The following is a 21,537-nucleotide window of genomic DNA, read 5'->3' on the forward strand; positions in this document are numbered from 1 at the left end:
ATGCTGACCCGCCTCATCCAGTTCTCCCTGGCCCAGCGCCTCATCGTGCTGATGGCGGCCCTGCTGCTGGTGGCCGCCGGCTGGTGGGCCTTCCGCGGCCTGCCCATCGACGCCTTTCCCGATGTCTCGGGCACACAGGTCAAGATCATCCTGCAGGCCCCGGGCATGACGCCCACCGAGGTCGAGAGCCGCCTGGCCGCCCCGGTGGAGGTTGAGATGCTGGGCCTGCCGCGCCAGCGCATGCTGCGCTCGGTGTCCAAGTACGGCCTGGTGGACATCACCGTGGACTTTCTCGACGGCACCGATGTCTACTGGGCCCGCCAGCAGGTGGCCGAGCGCCTGAACACCTTGATGCCGGAGCTGCCGGCCGGCGTCACGGGCGGCATGGCGCCCATCACCACGCCGCTGGGCGAGATGTACCAGTTCACCGTCGAGGCTCCGGGGATGAGCCTGCAGGCCCGCCGCGAGCTGCTGGACTGGGTCATCCGCCCGGCCCTGCGCACCGTGCCCGGCGTGGCGGATGTCAATGTGCTGGGCGGCAAGCTGCGCGCCTTCGAGGTCGTGCCCGATCTGTCCCGCCTGGCCGCCCTGGGGCTGGGCCTGTCTGATGTGCAGGCCCTCATCGCTGCCAACAACCGCAACGACGGCGCCGGCCGCCTGCAGGAAGGCGAGGAGCTGTTGCTGGTGCGCAGCGAGGGCAGTCTGCGCGGCCTGGATGATCTGCGCGCCCTGGTGCTGAAGCGCGAGGGCGGGGCGCTCGTGCGCCTGGGCGATGTGGCCGAGCTGCGCGAGGGTAGCGTCACCCGCAACGGCGTCGTGACCCGCAATGGGCGCGAGGAGGCCGTCGAAGGCCTGGTGCTGGGCCTGGCCGGGGCCAATGCCCGCCAGGTGGTGGAGGGCGTGGAGCGCAAGCTGGCCGAACTGCAGCCGACCCTGCCCGAGGGCGTGAAGGTCGAGGTCTTCTACAACCGGGCGGCCCTGGTCGACAAGGCCGTGGGCACGGTGGCCCGGGCCCTGGCGGAGGCCACGGTCCTGGTGCTGCTGCTGCTGGGCGCCTTCCTGGGCAATCTGCGCGCGGCCGTGGCCGTGGCCGCGGTGCTGCCGCTGGCGGCGCTGTGGACCTTCGTGCTCATGCGTCTCACCGGCATGTCGGCCAACCTGATGAGCCTGGGCGGACTGGCCATCGCCCTGGGCATGCTGGTGGACGCGGCGGTGGTGGTGGTCGAGAACATCGTTCAGCAACTGGCCCACGAGCCGGCGGGCGGCCGCCTGCCGCGCCTGCACATCGTGCTGCGGGCGGTGCGCGAGGTGGCCGCGCCGGTGGCGGCCGGGGTGCTGATCATCGCGACGGTCTTCCTGCCCCTGCTGAGCCTGGAAGGACTGGAGGGCAAGTACTTCGCGCCAGTGGCGCTGACTATCGTCTTCGCGCTGGCCGGCTCGCTGCTGCTGTCGCTGACGGTGATCCCGGTGCTGGCCTCATTCCTGCTGAAAAAGCTGCCGCACGAGGACCCCTGGCTGGTGCGCCAGCTGCTGCGCCTGTACCGCCCCTTGCTGCAGCGCGCGCTGGCGAAGCCCGGCCACGTGCTGGCCGGCGCGGTGGCCCTGCTGGTGCTGGCAGGCGGTGTCTACACGCAGGTCGGCAAGACCTTTTTGCCGACCATGGACGAGGGCGACCTCATCGTGGGCATCGAGAAACTGCCCTCGGTGAGCCTGGAGCAGACGGCGGCCCTGGACCTGCGCATCCAGCAGGCGCTGATGCGCATTCCCGAGATCGCCGGCGTGGTCGCGCGGGCCGGATCGGACGAGATCGGCCTGGACCCCATGGGCCTGAACCAGACCGACAGCTTCCTGGTGCTCAAGCCTCGCGCGCAGTGGCAGCTGGCCGACAAGGAGGCGCTGATCGCCCGCATCCGTGAGGTGCTGGAGGGCTTCCCGGGCATACGCTACAGCTTCACCCAGCCGATCGAGATGCGCATCTCCGAGATGATCCTGGGCGTGCGCGGCGACCTGGCGGTCAAGGTCTTCGGCCCGGACCTGGCCACCCTCAATCAGCTCAGCGCGCGTATCGAAAGCCTGCTGAAGGCGGTGCCCGGCAGCCAGGATGTGTTCCGCATCGAGAACGACGGCGTTCAGTACCTGCAGCTGCGCATCGACCCGCTGGCCACGGGCGCGCAGGGTCTCAGCGTGGAGGTCCTGCAGGACGCGCTGCGCGTGCAGCTGGAAGGCCTGCGCGCCGGCCAGGTGATGGAGGGGCAGCGCCGCGTGCCCATCCTGCTGCGGGGCCCGGACCTGCTGCGTGTCTCGCCCGCGGAATTCGAGGCCCTGCGCATTCCGGTGCCCGGCCACGGCAGCGTGGCGCTGAGCCAGGTGGCGCGGCTGGAGCGGGAGTCCGGCCCGGTGAAGATCGAGCGCGAGATGGGCAGCCGCTACGGCGTGGTGATGGCCAATGTCAGCGGTCGCGATCTCGTCGGCTTCGTGCAGGAGGCGCAGGCCCGCATCGCGGCGGAGCTGCCGCTGCCCCAGGGCTACCGCCTCAGCTGGGGCGGGCAGTTCGAGAACCAGCAGCGCGCCGCGGCCCGCCTGGGCCTGGTCGTGCCGCTGGCGCTGGGTCTGATCTTCCTGATCCTGTTCAGCACCTTCGGCTCGGTGCGCCAGGCCCTGCTGGTGCTGAGCAACATCCCCTTCGCCCTGGTCGGCGGCGTGCTCGCGCTGGGGCTGACGGGGGAGTACCTCTCGGTGCCGGCCTCGGTGGGCTTCATCGCGCTGCTGGGCATCGCGGTGCTCAATGGCGTGGTGCTGCTGAGCTGTTTCCGGCAGTTGGAGTCCGAAGGCCTGGGCCCGCGCGACTGCGTGGTGCAGGGCGCCGAACGGCGGCTGCGGCCGGTGCTGATGACGGCCGCCATCACCGCTTTCGGCCTGGTGCCCCTGCTGTTCGCCGACGGGCCGGGTTCGGAGATCCAACGGCCCTTGGCCATCGTGGTCATCGGCGGCCTGCTGACGGCCACCGCGCTGACCTTGTTCCTGCTGCCCATCCTCTACCTGCGCCACGGCCAGCCGCCGCGTGCGCCTCTTGCGGAGATGTCGAATGACTGACTGCTGCCTCACCCTCGTGGCCCCGCCCGAGCTGGAAGAGAAACTGCTGGACCTGCTGCTGGTGCAGGCCGGCGACGCGCCCTTCACCAGCGGCGTGGTGGACAGCCACGGTGCCGGGCCGCAGGCCCTGAGCCCGCTGGAACAGGTGCTGGGACGCCGTCGCGCCTGCCAGGTGCAGGTGCTGCTGGCGCGGGAGCGGTGCCAGGTCTTGCTGCAGCAGCTGCGCGGGCAGTTCGCGGGCACCGGCCTGCGCTACTGGGTCCTGCCTGTGCAAGAGGAGGGCCTGCTGTGAAGCGAGCAATGACCCTGGCCTGCCTGCTGGCGATCAGCCTTGCCGGCATGGCCACGAACGGCGTCGCCCAGACGATGGCGCCCGCTGCGGACGCTGCCCTGCCCGCCGACGCTCAGGCCCAGGCCTGGCTGGACCAGTCGCCCCCGGTGCGCCGCGCCCAGGCCCAGCTCGATGCCGCCCGGCAGGGTGCCCGGGCGCTTGCCGCAGGACCGCACGAATGGACGCTGAAGGCCACGACCCAGCAGCGGCGCTACCAGGAAGGCGGCGTATCCCGCGAGTGGTCCCTGGGCCTGGAGCGCAGTCTGCGCTGGTGGGGCAAGGCGGCGCTGGACCGGCGCCTGGGCGAGCAAGGGCAGCGCCTGGCGCAGGCCCTGCTGGGCGAGGCCCGCCACGAGGCGGCGCGCCAGCTGGCGGAGCTGTGGCTGGGTCTGCTGGCGGCTCGCGAGGGCCTGGCGCTGGCCGAGTCCCAGCAGGCGCTGGCGCTGCAGCAGCGCGAGGCCGTCGCCCGCCGCCACCGGGCGGGCGACGCCGCGCGCCTGGACCTCGACTGGGCCGAGGCCGAGCTGGCGGAGGCCCAGCGCCTGCAGCGTGAGGCCGCGACCCGGCTCGCCCAGGCCGGCATCCAGCTGCAGCGCTTCACCGCTGAAGTGCCCGCGGCCGCCAGCCTGCCCGCCCCGGCCCTGTTGCAGGCCCCGGGTGGGATGGACTGGGTGGCGCACATGGTCGAGGAGTCCGACGCGCTGCTGTCCGCCCGCCTGCAGGCGGAGCAGGCCGAGCTGCATGCCCAGCGCCAGGCGGCGGAGCGCCGGCCCGATCCCACGGTGGGGCTCTACACGGCCTCAGAGGCCTCGCGCCGCGAACGCCTGCTGGGCCTGAGCCTGAGCCTGCCCCTGGGCGGCGCGCAACGCGAGGCACGGCTGGGCCAGGCCCTGGCGGAGGCGGAGGCCAGCCGGGCTGATCTGGCCCGGGTGCGGGCCGAGGTGGAGGCCGAGGCGCGGGGCTTGCTGGCGCGCTGGGACGGGGGCGTGGAGGCCTGGTCCCGTGCGAAGGCCCAGCGCGAGGCCGCCACCCAGGCCAGCCGCCGCGTGCAGCGCGGCTACGAGCTGGGCGAGCTGGACCTCACCGCCCTGGTGCAGTCCCGCCGCCTGCAGGCCGAGGCCGAGCGGGCCGAGCTGCAGGCTCGGCTGGAGGCCCAGCAGGCGCGCACGCGGCTGCTGGTCGATGCCCACCAGATCTGGGGCCTGGCACACGACTGAACCCGGCCCGGCCGGACGTTGGACAATAGCGCCTTTGACCACTCACCGTTTCCTCACCATGAGCGCTGCCGAGAACGCCCCCGCCTTGCCTGACCACCTGTCCGTCGATCCCGCCAGTCCGCATTTCGTGGCGGCGGTGTTCGAGCATGACGTCGGCATCAAGTTCAACGGCAAGGAGCGCTTCGACGTCGAGGAGTACTGCATCAGCGAAGGGTGGGTGAAGGTGCCCTCCGGCAAGACCGTGGACCGCCGCGGCCGCCCGGTGCTGATCAAGCTGAAGGGCGTGGTCGAGGCCTTCTACCGCTGAGCCGACCCCGGCCGGGCGCTGTCCGCCCCATGCCCTGGGGTTTGCCTGGGGCCTGATGGACGCGCTGCGCGCGCAACGGCACACTGCGCAGCAAGCCGGGCATGCCACCAAGGTCCGGGTCCCTGCCCACTTCCGTGTCCCTGTCTCTTTCCGCCTCCGCCTCCCTGATGTCGCCGCCGACGGCCCGCCAGCAGCGCCCGCAGCTCAAGGACGAGCAGCTCCGGCGCAGCCTGGTGCTGGCAGGCCTGCTGCATGTGTGGCTGGCCGTCCTGGTCGGCACGGCGCCGGGTGACGCGCGCCAGGACGAGCAGGCCGGCGGTGGCCGGCTGACCGTGCGCCTGCAGGGCGCCGCCCAGGCCGGCGGCGCGCCCGACAGCCAGGCCGACCGCGGCCCCGCGGGAGATGCCGCCAGCCGCCGCTTCGGCGGCGTGGTCCGTCGCGAGGACGAACCGGCGCCGCCGGACCGTCCCGGCGCCGCCCGCGAGGGCGAGTGGGCGCCGCAGCCCAGCACCGTCAAGCAGTTGCAGGACAGCGCCAGCAGTCAGGGCAGCCGTCCCGAACCCATCACCCCGATCACGCAGTCCCATACCGAGGCCCTGCAAAGCGAACTGCCGGCGCCGCCTACCGAGGTTGATCCCCGCGTGACCCGCCAACTGGACACGCCTCAGCAGGCGCCGGCACCAGTGCAATCAGCCCAGGTCGAGCCCCTGGCCAGTCCGCAGGACAGCCTCCAGCCCCTGCCACGCCTGACCTTGCCCACCCAGTCGGCGGAGCGCCTGGACACCCAGGTGAGCCCCGTGCGCATCCAGGCGCCGCAGCCCCTGCAGCGCCTTTCTTCGCCGCGCCCCGCTGAGCTCAGCACGCTGCCGCCCCTGGAAGCGCCTGCGCCGCGCGTGGCCACGCTGCAGAGCCCCAGCCTGCCCAGCCCGGTGACGCAGGCGATCCGGCCTCAGGCCCTGGGCTCGCTGAGCAGCGCGGCAGCCACCCTGGCGCCCAGCCCCACCCTGAGCCTGCCGGAGCGCTCGACCGCCCGGCTCAGCGCCGATGCGGTTCGTCCCGCCGACAAGGTCCAGGCGCCGGCCCTGGCGCCGCTGAGCGCGGATCAGGGCTCGCGCGCCCAGGACCTGCCCGCCAGCCCGAGCCTGGCGCCCTCGGCGCATGCGGTGGCCCAGCTGCCTGCGGAAGCTGCCAGCAGCACGGCCCGCATCAGCGCGCCCAGCCCCTTGAGCCGCTTGGCGCCCAGCGCGGCTGCGCAGGCCAGCCTGCAGGGCCTCAAGCCGCTCAGCGCGCCCGCCGAGCCGACGGGCCCTGACGCCACGGCAGCGAGCCCGAGCAGTACGGCCAGCGGTGCAGGCAGCGCAAATGCTGCCAACAGCGCGGCCAGCCCCACAGCCAGCCCCGCCACGGGTCCGGCCTCCCAGACTCTCGCAGGCGAGCGCTCGCTGACGGGCACGGCCACGGCCTCCCCTGCACCCGGGGCACGTCCGCTGCCTTCGCCCGGCAAGATCAGCCTCACGGGCGCGGATCCGGGGCAGGGCCCCGCCGCGCAGCCGCAGCCCGGCTCACCGGATGCCGGCGCCCAGCGCGGCCGCGATGTGGCCACCGCGCCTTCTGCCCCGGCCAGCGCGCCGCGCCTGAACCTGGACCTGCCCACCTCGCAGCGCGGCCCGGTGGCCAGCAGCCGCTCGCGGGCCCTGCTGGAGATTGCGCCCAATCCGCCGGAGCTCAAGACCAAGCTTCAGAAGGAGATGGAAAAGGCCCTGCGCGAGGACTGCCGCAAGGCCTATGCCGAGAACGGCCTGTTGGCCCTGGGCGCCGTGGCCCTGGACGCCTTGAGGGCCAAGGGCTGCAAGTTCTGAACGCTCATTGGCCTGTGAGCCTGTGAGCCTGTGAGCCCTTGGACGCGGCGGGACTCCCTCGGGCGGCTGGGCGCCGGCTTGAGCGGTGTCGCCCGCCGCGGGTTCAGCCGCGTGGGTACAGCACCATCTGCGTGCAGCGGAACAGGGCCAGGGTCTTGCCGGTGCCGGCGTGGGTGACCTTGGCGTCCCAGAGCTGGGTGCTGCGGCCCCCATGCACCAGGGTGGCCGTGCAGCGCAGCACGCCTTCCCGGGCGGTGGCCAGGTGGTTGGACTTGATCTCCAGCGTCGTGAAGCTCTGGGCGCCCTCGGGCAGGTTGGACATGCAACCGAAGCCAGCCGCGGTGTCGGCCAGCGTCAGGATGCTGCCGGCATGCAGATAGCCGTTGGGCGCCATCAGGTACGGGACGATGGGCAGCTCGGCTTCGATCTCTCCCGGGCGCTGGGCGGTGATGACGATGCCCAGGTGGCCGGGCAGGGTGCCCTGGCTGCGGGCGTTGAGTGCTTCGATGGACATGGCGGCAAAGGGCGCGAGGCCCGGGCAGGACGATCAGCCGGTCAGCATAAGGGGCTTCAAGGTGTCTTGCAGGCGCAGGGCCTGGCCGAACTTCGGCACCGCGATCGGGCCCTGACCCGCAGCTTCGGTGAGCCGCGCCTGCGGTGCCGCCGGGGCGAGTGCTTCAGTCGACGCGCGCCGGGGCGGGCTGCGGCACGGGCGGCTCCGAGGGGGCCGTTACGGGCAGCAGACCCGTTTCCCAGTCTTCGCCGAAGAGCTCGCTGGGATGCGGCGTGCGCACCGAGCCATTGCCGCAGCGCATGCTCTCGCTGGGGCAGTACAGATCGCAGCCCCAGCAGACGCGCTGCGGCTGAGCCGGCAGGAGGGGGAACTTCTTCGCCATGCACCCACTGTGGAGGCCTGTCGCCGGCAGGGTCTTGCGCCAGCGCAAGATCGGGTGGCCTCCGGCATGGGGGGCCGGGCAGGCTAGGATCGGGTCCTCTGCCCAGCGGCGCCATCCGGCGGCCTCGGGCCGAGTTGCTGGAGGAACGAAGATGAAGACTGCATCCCGTCGTCACGCCTGGGTGCTGGCAGCCGTGCTGCTGTGTGCGACCGGCCTGGCCCAGGCCGGGACCAAGGAGGACATCGCTGCCGACATGCGCGCCCAGCGCTGGACGCAGGCCGAGCAGAAGCTCGATGGCGTGCTGCGCAAGCATCCCGAGAACGCGCTGGCGCATTTCTGGCTCGCCGAGGTGAAGTTCGAGCAGGGCCAGATCGACGCCGCCAAGGCTGAGCTGCAGAAGGCGCGGGAGCTCGATCCCAGCGAAAGCTTCGCCAGTAAGAAGACCATGATCCAGCGCATCGACCAGGCCCAGGCCGGCCCGATCCGCCTGGAGCCGCCAGCCCGCCCGCAGACCCTGCAGCAGCCGGCGCCGGCTCAGGCGCTGCCCGCGGCCGAGCCGCCGCGGCAGGAGCGCCGGGAGCCGTCCTCGGGAGGCTTCTCGTGGTTCTGGCTGCTGGTGCTGGGCGGCGTGGGCTTCGTGCTGTGGCGCAAGCTGCGCCGCAGCGTGGCGGGCAACAGCCCGGCCGACGTCGAACGCTGGCGCGGCGCCCTGATGGAGGCGCACAAGGACCTGGGCGATGCCGTTGCCGCGGCCGATGCCAACCCGGCCTTCAGTCCCGAGCAGAAGCTCGCCACCTACGACCGTGTGCGCAAGGCGCAGGCCGACATCAGCACCCACATCAGCACCCTGGCCTCGCGCCGTGATTTCGCCGAGACCGAGAGCCTGATCCTTCGCTCCCGCGACATCGCCGCCGAGATTCGTGGCGAGGAGAAGCCCAGCGACAAGGCCCTGCGCATGCAGGAGGCCCGCATGCAGGCCGAGGCGCAGGCCCGTGCGCAGGGGCCCGGCTACGGCTACGGTGGACAGCCCGGCTATGGCGGCGGCGGCCTGGGCGGTGCCCTGGGCACGGCCGCCGCGGTGGGCGTGGGCGTGGCGATCGGCTCGATGATGAGCGGCAGCGCCGAGGCCTCCGAGCGGCATCGCCGGCATGCCGATGACGGCAGCGGCGGTGGCGGCTACATCCCCTTCGACAACAGCCCCTCGAACGACCTGGACCTCGGCGGCAGTGATGCCGGCGCCAGCTGGGACAGCGGCGGCAGCGACATCGACGTGGGCGGCGGCGGGGACTTCGACTGAGGCGCCGGACCGACGCGACCGACGGCCTGCCTGAACGCATCGCCGGTCGCAGCTCGGATCTCCATGGGGCGCTGTAGGGCGCCCCTTCTTTGTCAGGCTTCAGGCTGGACCTGAGCCCCCACCGAATCTGAAGGAAGCCCCATGGGACAAGCCAAGCTCCGCGGCACCCCCGAGCAGCGCAAGCAGGCCGCGATCGAGCGCCAGCTGTCGCTGCGACCGAAGTACATCCGCTGCAACAACTGCCAGGCCGAGCTCAACGAGATGACCCCCATGGACATCTCCGACATCCGGGGCATCGAGGCCGCCTTCATGGCGCACTGCCCGCACTGCGGCCATGACACCTACGCCATCAAGGGTGAGCGCGAGGCCGTGGCCCAGATGCACATGGCCATTGAGGACGCGGCAGGGGCGCAGAGTCTGGCCGGTGTCGTGCCCGCCGCCAACCGGCGCTGAGTGCACCGGCGCCCCGGGCTGCGGCGCCCATGAGCGCGGCCCTGCGCCGACAGTTGATGCAGCGTTCGCTGGCATCCCGGGTCGCGCTGTCCGGCCTGGCGCGGGCCGCCGTGGCATTCCCGGAGCGTGTGCAGGGCTGGGCCGAATGGGAGGCGTCGGCGGCCTGAGCCCACGCGCATCCATCGAAGCAGCGCATAGGCAACGCATGGGCAACGCATAGGCAACGCATGGGCAGCGCAGCGGCGATGATGGGCCCAACGCCCGCCCAACGCCCGCCCGGCCCGATGCCAGGAGATCCCCGCCCATGCCCGCCGCCCTCGTCGCCACCGTGCTCGCCGGCCTGACGGCCGCCGTCGCCCTGCTGCTGATCGTCATGCTGGCCCGGCGTGCCAGGGCAGGCGCCGGCTCCTGGCGCGACGTGGGGTGGGACTTCGCCAGGCGGGCCTGGCGGCCACTGCCAGGGTTGATGGCAGCCGCGCTGCTGATGGCCGGGGCCGAGCTGCTGCTGCCGGCGGAGCGCATCGCCACGGAGGTCAATCACCTGCAAGTTGTCGAGGGCGGGGCCGTCGAGCTGTCCTATTCGCTTTGCTGCACTGGCGGCGGCACGGAGGCCTGCGTGGTGCCCGGCGGCGCGGCCCTGCGGCCGGGCCAGGCCATCGAGCTGCGCAGGACCCGTCTCCTGGGGCGGTGCAGCGCGCGGGTGCTGGACGGTCCGCCTGCGCCCTGCCGCTGCAGCTAGACCGGAGCCCGAAGGAGCCGCGCTGCTGTCGCCTCTGCAATGAAGGACACCCACGCTGCTATCGTTCGTGCCATGCCAAGGAACATCCCTGTCATCACGGCGCTCACCCCGCTCTTCGGCGCCTTGCTGGGCAGCCTGCTCGTGGCTCCTGCTGCCGCCGCCGAGCCCCTGCTGGTGCCGATCGACGCCCGCATCGGCACGGAGGCCCGCGGCCGCGAGCGCGGCGAACAGGCGGCACGGGCCGACATCGCGGCGGGCATGCTGAAGCTGTTCGAGTCGACAGGGCCTGAGACGGTGAGGGCCTCGTCCCGCCGGAGTGTGCGGAAGCAACTGCTGCGTGCGAAGGGCATCCGCCTGGCTCTCGGGCCCGGCTGCACGGATCCGGGCGAGCAGCGCGGCTATGTGGCGGCCTATAACGAGCGCATGAGCGCCGAGGCGCGGCGCCGCTTCGGCCCCGACTTCTGGGAGCAACTGGACAGGGACGTGGACCAGCAACTGCGCGCGGGCAGTCGCAGGGTCGGCGGCACGGAGGACCGGCCTGCGGAAGTCCTGCGCTGAGCCGATGAAAAGAACGCCCTTGCTTGCCGGCGCCCGCGCCGTGCTGACGACCGTACTCAGCATCTTCGGGACCCACTCCCTGTTCGTCCACTCCAGCGGGCGTCGGGCCTGTTCCTGTTGGGTGTGACCGGGCTCCTGCTGGCCGAGACGGCCTCGGGTGTGCGGAGCCGGTTCGCCAGCCAGGGCCCTTGCGTGCTGCTGCGCTCCCTGGGCACTTCTCTGCTGCTCGCTGCGTTCTTTGCCGCACAGTCGACGGTGCATGAATTCCGCCTGCGCTGCCTCATCGCCCTTCAGCGCGGGGCCCTGGAGACGGCCGCCCAGGAGGCGCTGGCCACGGGCAAGGACAATGAGGAGGACCTGTGGCGACCCGCCTTCGATGTCCGGCCCGCGCTCCTTGGGCCGGCCCGTGCCGGGGCCTGGCGCCAGGGCGAGCTGATCTTCCTCGACTTCGAGGGATCCCCGGACCATGCCACCGGGCGCTGCTACCCCCCGCGGCATCACCAGCACCAGGACTGCAGCACGCCGCCGGGTGGCCCCGGCTACCGCTTCCATTCGTGAAAAAGCCCTGGCGGCCGCAGCGCACCAGGGCTTGCAGGGGCGAGGGCCTGATCAGCCCTGGGTGATGCGCTGCGCCAGATGCGCCAGCGCCTCTTCCACCTGGTCCACCAGCACCAGGCACAGATCGCCCGGCTGCAGGCGCTCCAGGGCGCGGTCGATGGCGACGAACTCGCCGCGGATCTCCTCGATGTGGGAGGTGCGCGTGGCGCCTTCCAGGCCCTGGCGCAGCAGACGCAGCACCTCACCGTCCTCGCGGCCGCGCTGGCAGGCGTCCTGGAAGAGGAGGGCGTCGTCGAAGGCGGCGCCGAGGATCTGGGTCTGGATGCGGATGTCCTCGTCGCGACGGTCGCCGGCACCGGAGATCACCACCGAGCGGCGCTTGGCCGGCAGGGCTTCCACGGCGGCCACCAGGGCGCGCATGGCGTCGCCGTTGTGGCCGTAGTCGGCGATCACGGTGGCGCCGCGGTAGTCCATCACGTTGAAGCGGCCGGGGACGTTGTCGCTGTCGCTGTTGAAGCTGGCCAGGCCGCGGCGGATGGTGTCCCAGTCCAGGCCCACGCCCCAGGCGGCCGCCACGGAGGCCATGGCGTTCTCCACCTGGAAGGGGATCATGCCGCCGCGCGTGAAGGGGATGTCGCGCAGGGGGATGCTCTCGCGCCAGGCGCCCTGGGCGGCGACGAGCTGGTCACCGTCGATGAAGACGCAGCGCTTGCCCTGGGCGCGGTGCGCGGCCATCAGGGCATGGTGGCGGTCGGCGGTGAAGAAGATGATCTGGCCGGGGCAGACGCTGGCCATGTTCGCCACCACCGGGTCAGAGGCGTTGAGCACCGCATAGCCGCTGAGCGCCACGTTCTGCACGATCACGCGCTTGACCAGGGCCAGCTCCTCGACGGTGTTGAGGAAATTCATGCCCAGGTGGTCGCCCTCGCCGAGGTTGGTCACCACGGCGACCTGGCAGCGGTCGAAGCCCAGGCCCTCGCGCAGCACGCCGCCGCGGGCGGTCTCGAACACGGCGGCCTCGACGTCCGGGTGCATCAGCACATTGCGGGCGCTCTTGGGGCCGGAGCAGTCGCCGCTGTCGATCTGGCGGCCGTCGACATAGACGCCGTCGGTGTTGGTCATGCCCACGCGCAGGCCGCAGGTGGCGAACATGTGGGCGATCAGCCGGGTGGTGGTGGTCTTGCCGTTGGTGCCGGTCACCGCGACCACGGGGATGCGGCCGTCCTCGCTCTTGTGGCCGTGGCCGTAAAGGTGGTTGATGATGGCCTCGCCCACATTGCGGCCCTTGCCGAAGCTGGGCGAGAGGTGCATGCGCAGACCCGGAGCAGCATTGACCTCGACGATGCCGCCGCTGATCTCCTCCAGCGGGCGCAGCACGCTCTCGGCCACCACGTCAACGCCGCACACATGCAGGCCCACGACCTGGGCTGCGGCGATGGCGCGGGCGGCGACGTCGGGGTGGACGTCATCGGTCACATCGGTGGCGGTGCCACCGGTGCTGAGGTTGGCGTTGTTGCGCAGGATCACGCGCTGGCCCTTGGCCGGCACGGACTCGGGGGTCAGGTCTTGCTGGGTGAGGCGCGCGACGGCAATGTCGTCGAAGCGGATCTTGGTCAGCGAGGTGGCGTGGCCGTCGCCGCGCTTAGGGTCGGCATTGACCTTGTCGACCAACTGCTTGACGGTGTGGACGCCATCGCCGATCACGTGCGGCGGATCGCGGCGGGCGGCGGCGACGAGCTTGTCGCCCACCACCAGCAGGCGGTAGTCGGAGCCGGGCAGGAACTTCTCGACCATCACATGGCCGATCTCGTCCGCGGCCTTGTAGGCGGCCTCCAGCTGCTCGCGGCTGGTGACATTGACGGTCACGCCCTTGCCCTGGTTGCCGTCCTGGGGCTTGACCACCACGGGCAGGCCGATCTCCAGGGCCACGTCCCAGGCGTCGTCAACGGACTCGACAGGGCGGCCGATGGGCACGGGCACGCCAGCGGACTGCAGCAGCTGCTTGCAGAGGTCCTTGTCCTGGGCGATGGACTCGCTCACCGCGCTGGTGGCGTCGACCTCGGCGGCCCAGATGCGGCGCTGCTTGGCGCCCCAGCCGAACTGCACCAGGCTGCCCTGCGTGAGGCGGCGGAAGGGGATGCCGCGCTTGACGGCGGCGTCCACGATGGAGCCGGTGGAGGGGCCCAGGCGCACGTCTTCATCAGTCTCGCGCAGACGCTTCAGGCACTCGTCGATGTCGAAGCTGCCTTCGCCCATGGCGGCCAGGATGAGCCGCGTGGCGTCATCCATGGCCATGCGGCCGACGTCTTCCTCGCTGTACTCGACCACCACCTGGCAGGTGCCGGGCTCGCCGGTGACGTGGGTGTGGCTGAAGGTGACCGGGCAGCCGGCCTGCGCCTGCAGGGCGAGGGCCGCTTGCTCCAGGACCTGGGCCAGGCTCATCTCGGCACGCAGGGCGCCGATGCCGGGGAAGAGGGCACGCAGACGGGCCTCGAAGCCGGCCAGGCCGCTGATCGAACGCTCGGCTTCCGTGCAGTGCACCACGGCTTCCATGGCGGTGTGGCGGCTCCACATATTGGGGCCTCGGAGGGCGCGGATGCGGGAGACTTCCATGTTCGCGTCGTCTTTCGGGAAATGCGGTTGTGAGCGGGGCGGCGTCTTGCTTGCGCCTTATTGCGCCAGGTCCGGCACGAAGGTGTCCAGTCCGGCGGAGATCAGCTCGGGGGAGATGTTCATGGCCCAGGCTGTGGCGACGGCGGCCAGCAGGGTCGCGTCATCGGTGGGCTGACCGGCCTTGGCAAAGCGCTGGGCCAGGCCGGCGATGTTGGCGCCGACGGTCTCGCTCGCCCCTTGCGCCAGCACGGCGGTGCCGCCCTGCAGGAAGACGGCGCGGCCGCCCTTGGCCCGGTGGGCCTGCAGGGCCTCGTTGGCAGCGTCCAGGGCGTAGAAGAGCACCTCGCCGTCGCTGAGTTCGGCCATCTCCACGAGGCGGGGTTCGGCGGCGTTGAGCACCGCGGCACCGTCGCCCAGCACCACGTCGATCTGGGTGCGCAGCACCTTGAAGCGCTGGTCCTCGGTGAGGGTGTCGAAGTGGCTGAGATCCACGGCGGCGGCCATGTCCGTCACCACGCCGACCTGGCAGCGGTCATAGGCCAGGCCGTCCTTCAGGATGGAGGCGGCGTCGTTCTGCACCACCACGGCATCGACCACGCGGTTCATCAGCAGGCGGTGGGCGGCGTCCCAGCGGGCGCTGAAGCGCTTCTCGACGCGGCGCGGGCCCAGGAAGAGGCCGTCGCTGCAGGCCAGACCCACATGGCGGCCGTTGAGGTGCAGCAGCCAGGCGACCAGGCGGGTGATGTGGTTGCCGCCTTGCGAGGCCAGCACGCCGATCACGGGGATGCGGCCGGTCTCGTCCTCGGCGAAGAGGTGGTCGATGATGGCCTGACCCACCGGCTGGGGCATGCCCTCGGCGGGCTTCAGGTGCATCAGCAGGCCGGGGCCGGCATTGACCTCGACGATGGCGCCGCCGGTCTCGGACAGGGGCCGGGAGATGTCGGTGCTCACCAGATCGACCCCGGCGATGTCCAGGCCGATGGTGCGGGCCGCCAGCGAGACGGCATGCGCCACCTCGGGGTGGACCTGGGCCGTGCAGTCGATGGCCACGTTGCCGTTGCGCTGGATCAGCACCCGCTGGCCGGAGGCCGGCACGGCGGTGGGCGTCACGCCCTGGCGCTGCAGGTCCAGCAGCACGACGGCGTCTTCACCCAGGGTGATGCGGTTGAGGGGGAAGTCCTCGGTCAGGCCGCGGCGCGGGTCGGTGTTGATCTGGAGGTCGATCAGTTGCTGCACGGTGTGCTGGCCGTCGCCGGTGATCCAGGCCTCATCACCGCGGGCAGCGGCCACCACCTGACCGCCCACCACCAGCAGGCGGTGCTCGTTGCCGGGGATGTAGCTTTCCACGAGGACCTCGGAGCCCTCCTTGTCGGCCAGATCGAAGGCGGCGGCGACGTCAGCTTCCTGGCGCAGGTCCAGGGTCACGCCCCGGCCATGGTTGCCGTCGGAGGGCTTGACCACCACCGGCAGGCCGATGTCCTGGGCGGCTTCCCAGGCCTCGGCTGCCGTCTTGACCGCCGTGCCGGCCGGCACCGGCACGCCCACGCTCTTGAGCAGGCTCTTGGTGAGGTCCTTGTCACGGGCGATGCCTTCGGCGATCGCGCTGGTCATGTCGGTCTCGGCGGTCCAGATGCGGCGCTGGCGGGCGCCGTGGCCCAGCTGCACCAGGTTGCCGTCGTTCAGGCGGATGTGGGGAATGCGGCGGTCCGTCGCGGCGGCCACGATGGCGGCGGTGGAGGGGCCCAGGTAGCAGTCGTCGACCTTGTCGCGGATGCGGTCCACGGCGGCCTTCACGTCGAAGGTGTCGGCATTGATCATGGCCATGATCAGGGCATGACCCTCGGCCAGGGCGGCACGGGCCACCTGCTCGTCACGGGCCCGGAAGACCATGCGGTACACGCCGGTCTTGGACGTGGAGCGGGTCTGGCCGAAGCCGGTAGGCATGCCGGAGAGGTTGAGCAGCTCGATGACGATGTGCTCCAGCACATGACCCATCCAGGTGCCCTCGGTGAGGCGCTGCAGGAAGCCGCCACGTTCGCCGACGCCACAATGGTGCTCGATCAGGGCGGGCAGGACGGTCGTCAGCCGCTCATTGAAGCCCTCAAGCTTGTTGGATGGGAATTCCTCCAGCCGGCCCAGGTCCAGCCAGACCTCCAGGACGGGGCGGTAGGTCCACATATTGGGACCACGCAGGTAGTTGACGCGCAAAAGCTGGATGTCGTCGTGTCGGCTCATGGGGCGGGGCGTGGACAGGTCGGGAGGGGGAAGGCCGGCCAGGGCCGGGATGTGCGTCTGGCGACCAGGCGCCATTTTGCTCTCAGTTTGGGGCGGGTTTGTCCGTCGTGTGAGTGAGGGCCTGCTCGCTTGTCATCGATTGGGCGGTGGGAACGTTGCAGGATGCGCGAAAATCGCGCAGTCGCCGGCAGCCGCCCCGGGGGCGTTCAGAACGAAAGAACAATGCAGCATCACCATCCTGTGGACGACGCGTCCGCCAAGCATCCCGAATGGGCGACTCTGACTTCGCGTCTCTTGAAGGGCGAGAACGTCCTGGCCAGCCTGGAGGTTGACCTCGACGCTCAATTGCGCTTCGGCGTGGGCCTGCTGGCCTTCAGCCACCAGCGCCTGCTGGCCTTCGATGCCGGCAGCCGCCAGTGGTCCGAGTGGCCCCTGCGCCCCGGGCTGGAGTTGCGCCTCACCGACCACGCCGGCGTGGGCTGCCTGGAGTTGGTGGACGCCACCGGCCGCCTGGCCCTGTGGCGCTTCACCCTGGCGATCAATCTACAGGCCCAGCGCTTCCAGGAGGCCTTCGAGCGCCGGGACGAAGGCCCGCGCACCGAGGCCGAGGAGGTGGGCTTCTGCCCCAGCTGCAAGGCCCCGCTGCCCCCCGAGAGCGAGGAATGCCCCACCTGCGAGCGTGAACTGCACACGCCGCCCTCCACCTGGGTGCTGCTGCGCCTGTGGCGCTTCGCCCGGCCCTACCAGGGCCAGCTGCTGCTGGGCTTCCTGCTGATGCTGGGGGCCACCGCGGCCACCCTGGTCGGCCCCTATCTCTACCGTCCGCTGATGGACGAGGTGCTGATCCCCTTCCAGCAGGGCCAGAAGATCGATCCCTGGCTGGTGGCCTACTACCTGGGCGGCCTGCTGGGCGCCGGGCTCGTGTCCTGGGTGCTGGGCTGGGCCAAGACCTACATCCTCGCCCTGGTGTCCGAGCGCATCGCCGCGGACATGCGCACCGCCACCTTCGAGCACCTGCTGTCGCTGTCGCTGGAGTACTTCGGCAACAAGCGCACCGGGGACCTGATGTCCCGCATCGGTTCCGAGACCGACCGCATCAGCGTCTTCCTCTCCCTGCACGCCCTGGACTTCATCACCGACGTCCTGATGCTGGGCATGACGGCTGTCATCCTCTTCTCCATCAACCACTGGCTGGCCCTGGCCACCCTGCTGCCCCTGCCCTTCATCGCCTGGATGATCCACCTGGTGCGGGACCGCCTGCGCACGGGCTTCGAGAAGATCGACCGCGTCTGGGGCGAGGTGACCAGCGTGCTGGCCGACACCATCCCCGGCATCCGCGTGGTCAAGGCCTTCGCCCAGGAGCGTCGCGAGGCCCGGCGCTTCAAGGAGGCCAACGACAACAACCTCAAGGTCAACGACCGCCTGAACAAGACCTGGAGCCTGTTCACGCCCACGGTCTCACTGCTGACGGAGATCGGCCTGCTGGTCGTCTGGGCCTTCGGCATCTACCTGGTGTCCGACGGCGACATCACGGTGGGCGTGCTGACCTCCTTCCTGGCCTACATCGGCCGTTTCTACGGGCGCATGGATTCCATGAGCCGCATCGTCTCGGTCACGCAGAAGGCGGCGGCCGGTGCCAAGCGCATCTTCGACATCCTGGACCACCAGTCCAATGTGCCTGACCCCGCCAGCCCGGTGAAGCTCGACGGCGTGACCGGGGGGCTGCAGATCCAGGACATCGGCTTCCGCTACGGCAACCGTGCGGTGATCCGCGGCCTCACGCTGGACATCCAGCCGGGCGAGATGATCGGCCTGGTGGGCCATTCCGGCTCGGGCAAGAGCACGCTGGTCAACCTGATCTGCCGCTTCTACGACGTCACCGAGGGCTCGATCCGCATCGACGGCACCGACCTGCGTCGCGTGACGGTGGCCGACTACCGCCGCCACATCGGCCTGGTGCTGCAGGAGCCCTTCCTCTTCTTCGGCACCATTGCCGAGAACATCGCCTACGGCAAGCCGGACGCCTGCCGCGAGGAGATCGTCGCCGCGGCCCGCGCCGCCCATGCGCACGAGTTCATCCTGCGCCTGCCCCACGGTTACGACAGCCTGGTGGGCGAGCGCGGCCAGGGCCTCTCCGGTGGCGAACGCCAGCGCATCTCCATCGCTCGCGCCCTGCTGATCAACCCGCGCCTGCTGATCCTGGACGAAGCCACCTCGGCCGTGGACACCGAGACCGAGAAGGAAATCCAGAAGGCCCTGGACAACCTCGTGAAGGGTCGCACCACCATCGCCATCGCCCACCGCCTGTCCACCCTGCGCAAGGCCGATCGCCTCGTGGTGATGGACCGCGGGCAGATCGTCGAGGTCGGCCCGCATGACGAGCTGATGGAGAAGAAGGGCGCCTACTGGCGGCTCTACGAGGCGCAGGCCCGCCGGGTCGATGCCGAGGAGGCGGAGCCCATCGCCCTGCCCAATCCCAATGCCCACACGGTGAGCGCCTGAGCCGCAGAGAGCCCCCCATGACGACCCCCTACCAGCGCCTCTCGCGCAATGCCTTCGGCCGCATCGACCTGATCGACGCCGAGGGCCAGTTCCACGGCGGCGTGACGCCTGTGCGTGCCCATCCCATCTCCGCGCCCGACGAGGGCATCTCCCTCGTGGGCCAGGACGGTCACGAGCTGGCCTGGATTCCCCGCCTCTCGTCCTTGCCGCCCACCGACCGCGAACTGCTGGAGGCCGAGTTCGAGGTGCGCGAATTCATGCCCGTGGTGCAGGCCCTGCTGTCCGTCAGCACCTTCTCCACGCCCAGCCAGTGGACGGTGCAGACCGAGCGCGGCCAGGCCCAGTTCATCCTCAAGACCGAAGAGGACATCCGCCGCCTGGGCGAAGGCAAGCTGCTGATCACCAGCAGTCACGGCCTGCAGTTCCTGGTGCCGGACCGCTTCGCGCTGGACCGGCATTCGCGCAAGCTGCTCGAGCGCTTCCTGTAAGCCGCCCGCGCCGCCATGCCGGAGCGCCGCCTCGTCGACCCCCTGGTCCTCGATGAGGGCGACGGCCCGGCGGCGGGCGGGAGCGGCTTCATCCGGCGCCCGCCGCTCGCGGCTTCGCTGATCGCCGGCCTCGGCCTGGCGCTCACCGTTGCGCTGGTCAGCGCAGAAGGCCTCTGGCCCTCACGCGACGCCTTTCGTTTCCAGCAGGTGGTCCAGGGTGATCAGCCTGGCAGCGAGTCGGTACCCGACGCCGCCTTTGTCGAGTTCGAGCGGGCAGGCTGCTATGGCACCTGCCCTGTCTACACAGTGCGGGTCGCGGCCTCTGGCGACGTCCGCTTCGACGGCGAGCGCTTCGTCTGCCGGTTGGGTGTGGCCACGCAGCGGATCGACGCGGTCGCCGCACGCCGCCTGCTGGCCGCCCTCGGCACCGTCGACTGGCGCGCTGTGAATGCGTCCATGGCCCTCCCCATACCGGACGCCGAAGTGGTGCGAGTGCGCCTGGTCCTCGGCACGCAGGTGAGCGAGGCCCGCTTCCAGCCCGCGATCCAGGGGTACGCGAAGGAGGTGCCCGCGGTCATCGAGCGCGTGGCCGGGCTCGGCCGCTGGGTGCCGACGTGGTCCTTGATGCCGCCCGGCGGTCCGCGCTGCGCGGGCGAGGATGGCGGCCCGCCTCAGGTGCCGCGCTGGTGGCGCAACGACACCATCGTCTGGGACGAGGCGGGCTGAGGCCTCGGCATCCGGGCGGTCCGCCCTGTCCAGGCCAGGGGCTCAGCAGAACACCCGTGCCGCCGCGCTCAGGCGCTCGGTGCGCTCCTTCAGCTGGCCGGAGGCGTTCACCGACTGCGCCACGAGCGCCGCGTTCTGCCCGGTCATCTCGTCCAGCTGCGCGACGGCCTGGCTGATCTGGCCGAGGCCCTGGGCCTGCTCCTGGGTGGACAGGCTGATCCCGGCGATGAGCCCGGCCAGGTCCTGCACCTCGTCGACGATGCCCTGCAGGGTCCGCCCCGTGGCGGAGACGACCTCGGTGCCCGTGGCCACCTGCTCGGTGCTGTGGGCGATCATGCCGCGGATCTCGCGGGCGGCCTCGGCGGCACGCTGGGCCAGCACCCGCACCTCGCCGGCCACCACCGCGAAGCCGCGCCCCTGCTCACCGGCCCGGGCTGCCTCGACAGCGGCATTGAGCGCGAGGATGTTGGTCTGGAAGGCGATGCTGTCGATGAGCCCGATGATGGGCGCGATCCGGCGGCTGGATTCGCTGATGCCGGCCATCGTCGTGACCATGGCCTCGACCTGCTCACCGCCCCGACGCGCGTTCTCGCGGGCCTCGGCAATCAGCTGGGCGGCACGAGCCGCTGAGGCAGCGTTGGCGCTCACGGCAGCGCTGAGCTGGTCCATCGAGGCGGCGGTCTGCTGCAGATGGGACGCGGCCTGCTCGGTCCGGGCGTGCAGGTCCTCGTGCCCGAGGCGCATCTCGTGGCTCGCGGCGTCCATGCCGCGGGTCTGGTGTTGGACGTCGCCGCTCAGGGCGCGCAGGTTCAGGCCGACCTGGTTGAGCGCCCTCAGCGCCTGGCCCATGGCATCGCTGCGGGCCGGCTGATGCGCTTCATCCGCGCGCCCGGACGCCAGGGCCTGGACGCGCGTCTGCAGGGTGTGCAGGGGGCGCACGAGCTGCCACTCCTGCCAGCCCAGGGCAGCCAGCAGCAGCAGGCCGGTGCCCAGCGCCATCAGCGCAAGCGCTGAGCCGGCCACGCCCGCCATGGCCGCGGCGGCGATCCCGCCCAGCCACAGCAGGACAGGTGCCAGTGCGCAACGGGCCCGCCAGGGCAGGGTATGGGCGAGCGCGGCGGGGCTCCAGCGCCAGCGCGGCAGCACCCAGCCGCGGTGCAGGCGCGGCGTGGTCGTGCCGCCCTGACGCAGGACGGCGTACAGCTGCTCGGCAGCGGCGACCTCGGCGGGCTGCGGGCGCGTCCGCACGGACACATAGCCCAGCAGGCGGCCCTCGCGATGCAGCGGCGTGACATTGGCCTTCACCCAGTAATGGTCGCCGTTCTTGCGCCGGTTCTTGACGATGCCGGTCCAGGCCTGGCCAGCCTTGAGGCTGCGCCAGAGGTCATCGAAGGCCGCCGACGGCATGTCGGGGTGACGGACGAGGTTGTGGGGCTGGCCCAGGAGCTCCTCGATGGTGAAGCCGCTGGCTTCGCTGAAGGCGGCGTTGGCGTAGGTGATGCGTCCCTGGGGATCCGTCACCGACATGAGGGTGGCATCGGCCGGTATCTCGTGGGCTTGCTGCGTGATGGGCAGGTTTTGACGCATGGCGACTTCCTTGGAAGGCACCATGCTAGGCAGCGTCAGGCTCGGGCTCCATGATCTGGTGCAAGATTCCCCAGCCGC

General features: G+C 71.2%; 19 protein-coding genes. 14 read left to right on the plus strand and 5 right to left on the minus strand.

Features of this window, described 5'->3' with window-relative positions; genetic code table 11:
- From ACS5PK_RS04605 to ACS5PK_RS04625, 5 genes are all read left to right on the plus strand, one after another.
- A complete protein-coding gene (locus ACS5PK_RS04605; protein ID WP_439439074.1) occupies positions 1–3,093 on the plus strand; it encodes an efflux RND transporter permease subunit in 3,093 nt (1,030 codons plus the stop codon).
- The gene (locus ACS5PK_RS04610) at positions 3,086–3,385 is read left to right on the plus strand and encodes a DUF3240 family protein (RefSeq protein ID WP_439439075.1); all 300 of its coding nucleotides are present in this window, start codon (positions 3,086–3,088) and stop codon (positions 3,383–3,385) included. The genes ACS5PK_RS04605 and ACS5PK_RS04610 overlap by 8 nt, the downstream gene beginning before the upstream one ends.
- Complete coding sequence (locus ACS5PK_RS04615) at positions 3,382–4,641, plus strand: TolC family protein (RefSeq protein ID WP_439439076.1); 1,260 nt, start codon at positions 3,382–3,384, stop codon at positions 4,639–4,641. Before ACS5PK_RS04610 ends, ACS5PK_RS04615 begins: the two co-directional genes overlap by 4 nt.
- Before the next feature lie 58 nt (positions 4,642–4,699).
- A complete protein-coding gene (locus ACS5PK_RS04620) occupies positions 4,700–4,948 on the plus strand; it encodes a DUF3297 family protein (protein WP_439439164.1) in 249 nt (82 codons plus the stop codon).
- Positions 4,949–5,082: 134 nt separating this feature from the next.
- The gene (locus ACS5PK_RS04625) at positions 5,083–6,807 is read left to right on the plus strand and encodes a hypothetical protein (RefSeq protein ID WP_439439077.1); all 1,725 of its coding nucleotides are present in this window, start codon (positions 5,083–5,085) and stop codon (positions 6,805–6,807) included.
- A gap of 103 nt (positions 6,808–6,910) precedes the next feature.
- Here ACS5PK_RS04625 and ACS5PK_RS04630 read toward each other — a convergent pair whose 3' ends face one another.
- Positions 6,911–7,321: a PaaI family thioesterase gene (locus ACS5PK_RS04630; RefSeq protein WP_439439078.1), complete on the minus strand. Its 411-nt coding sequence runs from the start codon at positions 7,319–7,321 to the stop codon at positions 6,911–6,913.
- A gap of 163 nt (positions 7,322–7,484) precedes the next feature.
- Complete coding sequence (locus tag ACS5PK_RS04635; protein WP_439439079.1) at positions 7,485–7,703, minus strand: DUF3079 domain-containing protein; 219 nt, start codon at positions 7,701–7,703, stop codon at positions 7,485–7,487.
- Between the two features lie 151 nt (positions 7,704–7,854).
- Between ACS5PK_RS04635 and ACS5PK_RS04640 the strand changes: the two genes are divergently transcribed.
- From ACS5PK_RS04640 to ACS5PK_RS04665, 6 genes are all read left to right on the plus strand, one after another.
- Positions 7,855–9,000, plus strand: a complete 1,146-nt coding sequence (locus ACS5PK_RS04640; protein WP_439439080.1) for a tetratricopeptide repeat protein — start codon at positions 7,855–7,857, stop codon at positions 8,998–9,000.
- Positions 9,001–9,141: 141 nt separating this feature from the next.
- Positions 9,142–9,453, plus strand: a complete 312-nt coding sequence (locus ACS5PK_RS04645) for a hypothetical protein (protein WP_439439081.1) — start codon at positions 9,142–9,144, stop codon at positions 9,451–9,453.
- A gap of 29 nt (positions 9,454–9,482) precedes the next feature.
- The gene (locus ACS5PK_RS04650) at positions 9,483–9,620 is read left to right on the plus strand and encodes a hypothetical protein (protein ID WP_439439082.1); all 138 of its coding nucleotides are present in this window, start codon (positions 9,483–9,485) and stop codon (positions 9,618–9,620) included.
- 137 nt (positions 9,621–9,757) lie between these two features.
- The gene (locus tag ACS5PK_RS04655; protein ID WP_439439083.1) at positions 9,758–10,192 is read left to right on the plus strand and encodes a hypothetical protein; all 435 of its coding nucleotides are present in this window, start codon (positions 9,758–9,760) and stop codon (positions 10,190–10,192) included.
- A 72-nt stretch (positions 10,193–10,264) separates the two neighbouring features.
- Entirely contained in the window at positions 10,265–10,750 is a 486-nt protein-coding gene (locus tag ACS5PK_RS04660) for a hypothetical protein (protein WP_439439084.1), read from the plus strand.
- Positions 10,751–10,873: 123 nt separating this feature from the next.
- Positions 10,874–11,308 carry a hypothetical protein gene (locus ACS5PK_RS04665; RefSeq protein ID WP_439439085.1) on the plus strand — a complete coding sequence of 145 codons (435 nt, stop codon included), beginning with the start codon at positions 10,874–10,876 and terminating at the stop codon, positions 11,306–11,308.
- Positions 11,309–11,359: 51 nt separating this feature from the next.
- On the opposite strand, the gene cphA is transcribed toward ACS5PK_RS04665, so the two are convergent.
- On the minus strand, positions 11,360–13,921 hold the full coding sequence (gene cphA, locus ACS5PK_RS04670; RefSeq protein ID WP_439439086.1) for a cyanophycin synthetase: 2,562 nt from the start codon (positions 13,919–13,921) through the stop codon (positions 11,360–11,362).
- A gap of 57 nt (positions 13,922–13,978) precedes the next feature.
- Complete coding sequence (locus tag ACS5PK_RS04675; protein WP_439439087.1) at positions 13,979–16,156, minus strand: cyanophycin synthetase; 2,178 nt, start codon at positions 16,154–16,156, stop codon at positions 13,979–13,981.
- A 222-nt stretch (positions 16,157–16,378) separates the two neighbouring features.
- Between ACS5PK_RS04675 and ACS5PK_RS04680 the strand changes: the two genes are divergently transcribed.
- The 3 genes from ACS5PK_RS04680 to ACS5PK_RS04690 are packed head-to-tail and all read left to right on the plus strand — an operon-like array spanning position 16,379 to position 19,872.
- Positions 16,379–18,658 (plus strand): cyanophycin metabolism-associated ABC transporter, encoded by a 2,280-nt coding sequence (locus ACS5PK_RS04680; RefSeq protein ID WP_439439088.1) that lies wholly within the window; start codon positions 16,379–16,381, stop codon positions 18,656–18,658.
- 17 nt (positions 18,659–18,675) lie between these two features.
- Positions 18,676–19,146, plus strand: a complete 471-nt coding sequence (locus ACS5PK_RS04685; RefSeq protein WP_439439089.1) for a cyanophycin metabolism-associated DUF1854 family protein — start codon at positions 18,676–18,678, stop codon at positions 19,144–19,146.
- A 15-nt stretch (positions 19,147–19,161) separates the two neighbouring features.
- Positions 19,162–19,872: a DUF6438 domain-containing protein gene (locus ACS5PK_RS04690; RefSeq protein ID WP_439439090.1), complete on the plus strand. Its 711-nt coding sequence runs from the start codon at positions 19,162–19,164 to the stop codon at positions 19,870–19,872.
- Between the two features lie 42 nt (positions 19,873–19,914).
- On the opposite strand, the gene ACS5PK_RS04695 is transcribed toward ACS5PK_RS04690, so the two are convergent.
- Positions 19,915–21,459: a methyl-accepting chemotaxis protein gene (locus ACS5PK_RS04695; protein ID WP_439439091.1), complete on the minus strand. Its 1,545-nt coding sequence runs from the start codon at positions 21,457–21,459 to the stop codon at positions 19,915–19,917.
- Between the last annotated feature and the right edge of the window lie 78 nt (positions 21,460–21,537).

The sequence above is a fragment of the Roseateles sp. DB2 genome, assembly GCF_051857535.1.
GTDB lineage: Bacteria > Pseudomonadota > Gammaproteobacteria > Burkholderiales > Burkholderiaceae_C > Roseateles_B.

What these genes read in the sequence shown, in the direction of transcription:
- ACS5PK_RS04685 (WP_439439089.1), top strand. Translation starts at nt 18,676, where the DNA reads ATGACGACCCCCTACCAGCGCCTCTCGCGCAATGCCTTCGGCCGCATC.
- ACS5PK_RS04650 (WP_439439082.1), top strand. Translation starts at nt 9,483, where the DNA reads ATGAGCGCGGCCCTGCGCCGACAGTTGATGCAGCGTTCGCTGGCATCC.
- ACS5PK_RS04640 (WP_439439080.1), top strand. Translation starts at nt 7,855, where the DNA reads ATGAAGACTGCATCCCGTCGTCACGCCTGGGTGCTGGCAGCCGTGCTG.
- ACS5PK_RS04605 (WP_439439074.1), top strand. Translation starts at nt 1, where the DNA reads ATGCTGACCCGCCTCATCCAGTTCTCCCTGGCCCAGCGCCTCATCGTG.
- ACS5PK_RS04675 (WP_439439087.1), bottom strand. Translation starts at nt 16,156, where the DNA reads ATGAGCCGACACGACGACATCCAGCTTTTGCGCGTCAACTACCTGCGT.
- ACS5PK_RS04690 (WP_439439090.1), top strand. Translation starts at nt 19,162, where the DNA reads ATGCCGGAGCGCCGCCTCGTCGACCCCCTGGTCCTCGATGAGGGCGAC.
- ACS5PK_RS04630 (WP_439439078.1), bottom strand. Translation starts at nt 7,321, where the DNA reads ATGTCCATCGAAGCACTCAACGCCCGCAGCCAGGGCACCCTGCCCGGC.
- ACS5PK_RS04610 (WP_439439075.1), top strand. Translation starts at nt 3,086, where the DNA reads ATGACTGACTGCTGCCTCACCCTCGTGGCCCCGCCCGAGCTGGAAGAG.
- ACS5PK_RS04695 (WP_439439091.1), bottom strand. Translation starts at nt 21,459, where the DNA reads ATGCGTCAAAACCTGCCCATCACGCAGCAAGCCCACGAGATACCGGCC.
- ACS5PK_RS04655 (WP_439439083.1), top strand. Translation starts at nt 9,758, where the DNA reads ATGCCCGCCGCCCTCGTCGCCACCGTGCTCGCCGGCCTGACGGCCGCC.
- ACS5PK_RS04645 (WP_439439081.1), top strand. Translation starts at nt 9,142, where the DNA reads ATGGGACAAGCCAAGCTCCGCGGCACCCCCGAGCAGCGCAAGCAGGCC.
- ACS5PK_RS04635 (WP_439439079.1), bottom strand. Translation starts at nt 7,703, where the DNA reads ATGGCGAAGAAGTTCCCCCTCCTGCCGGCTCAGCCGCAGCGCGTCTGC.
- ACS5PK_RS04620 (WP_439439164.1), top strand. Translation starts at nt 4,700, where the DNA reads ATGAGCGCTGCCGAGAACGCCCCCGCCTTGCCTGACCACCTGTCCGTC.
- cphA (WP_439439086.1), bottom strand. Translation starts at nt 13,921, where the DNA reads ATGGAAGTCTCCCGCATCCGCGCCCTCCGAGGCCCCAATATGTGGAGC.
- ACS5PK_RS04680 (WP_439439088.1), top strand. Translation starts at nt 16,379, where the DNA reads ATGCAGCATCACCATCCTGTGGACGACGCGTCCGCCAAGCATCCCGAA.
- ACS5PK_RS04660 (WP_439439084.1), top strand. Translation starts at nt 10,265, where the DNA reads ATGCCAAGGAACATCCCTGTCATCACGGCGCTCACCCCGCTCTTCGGC.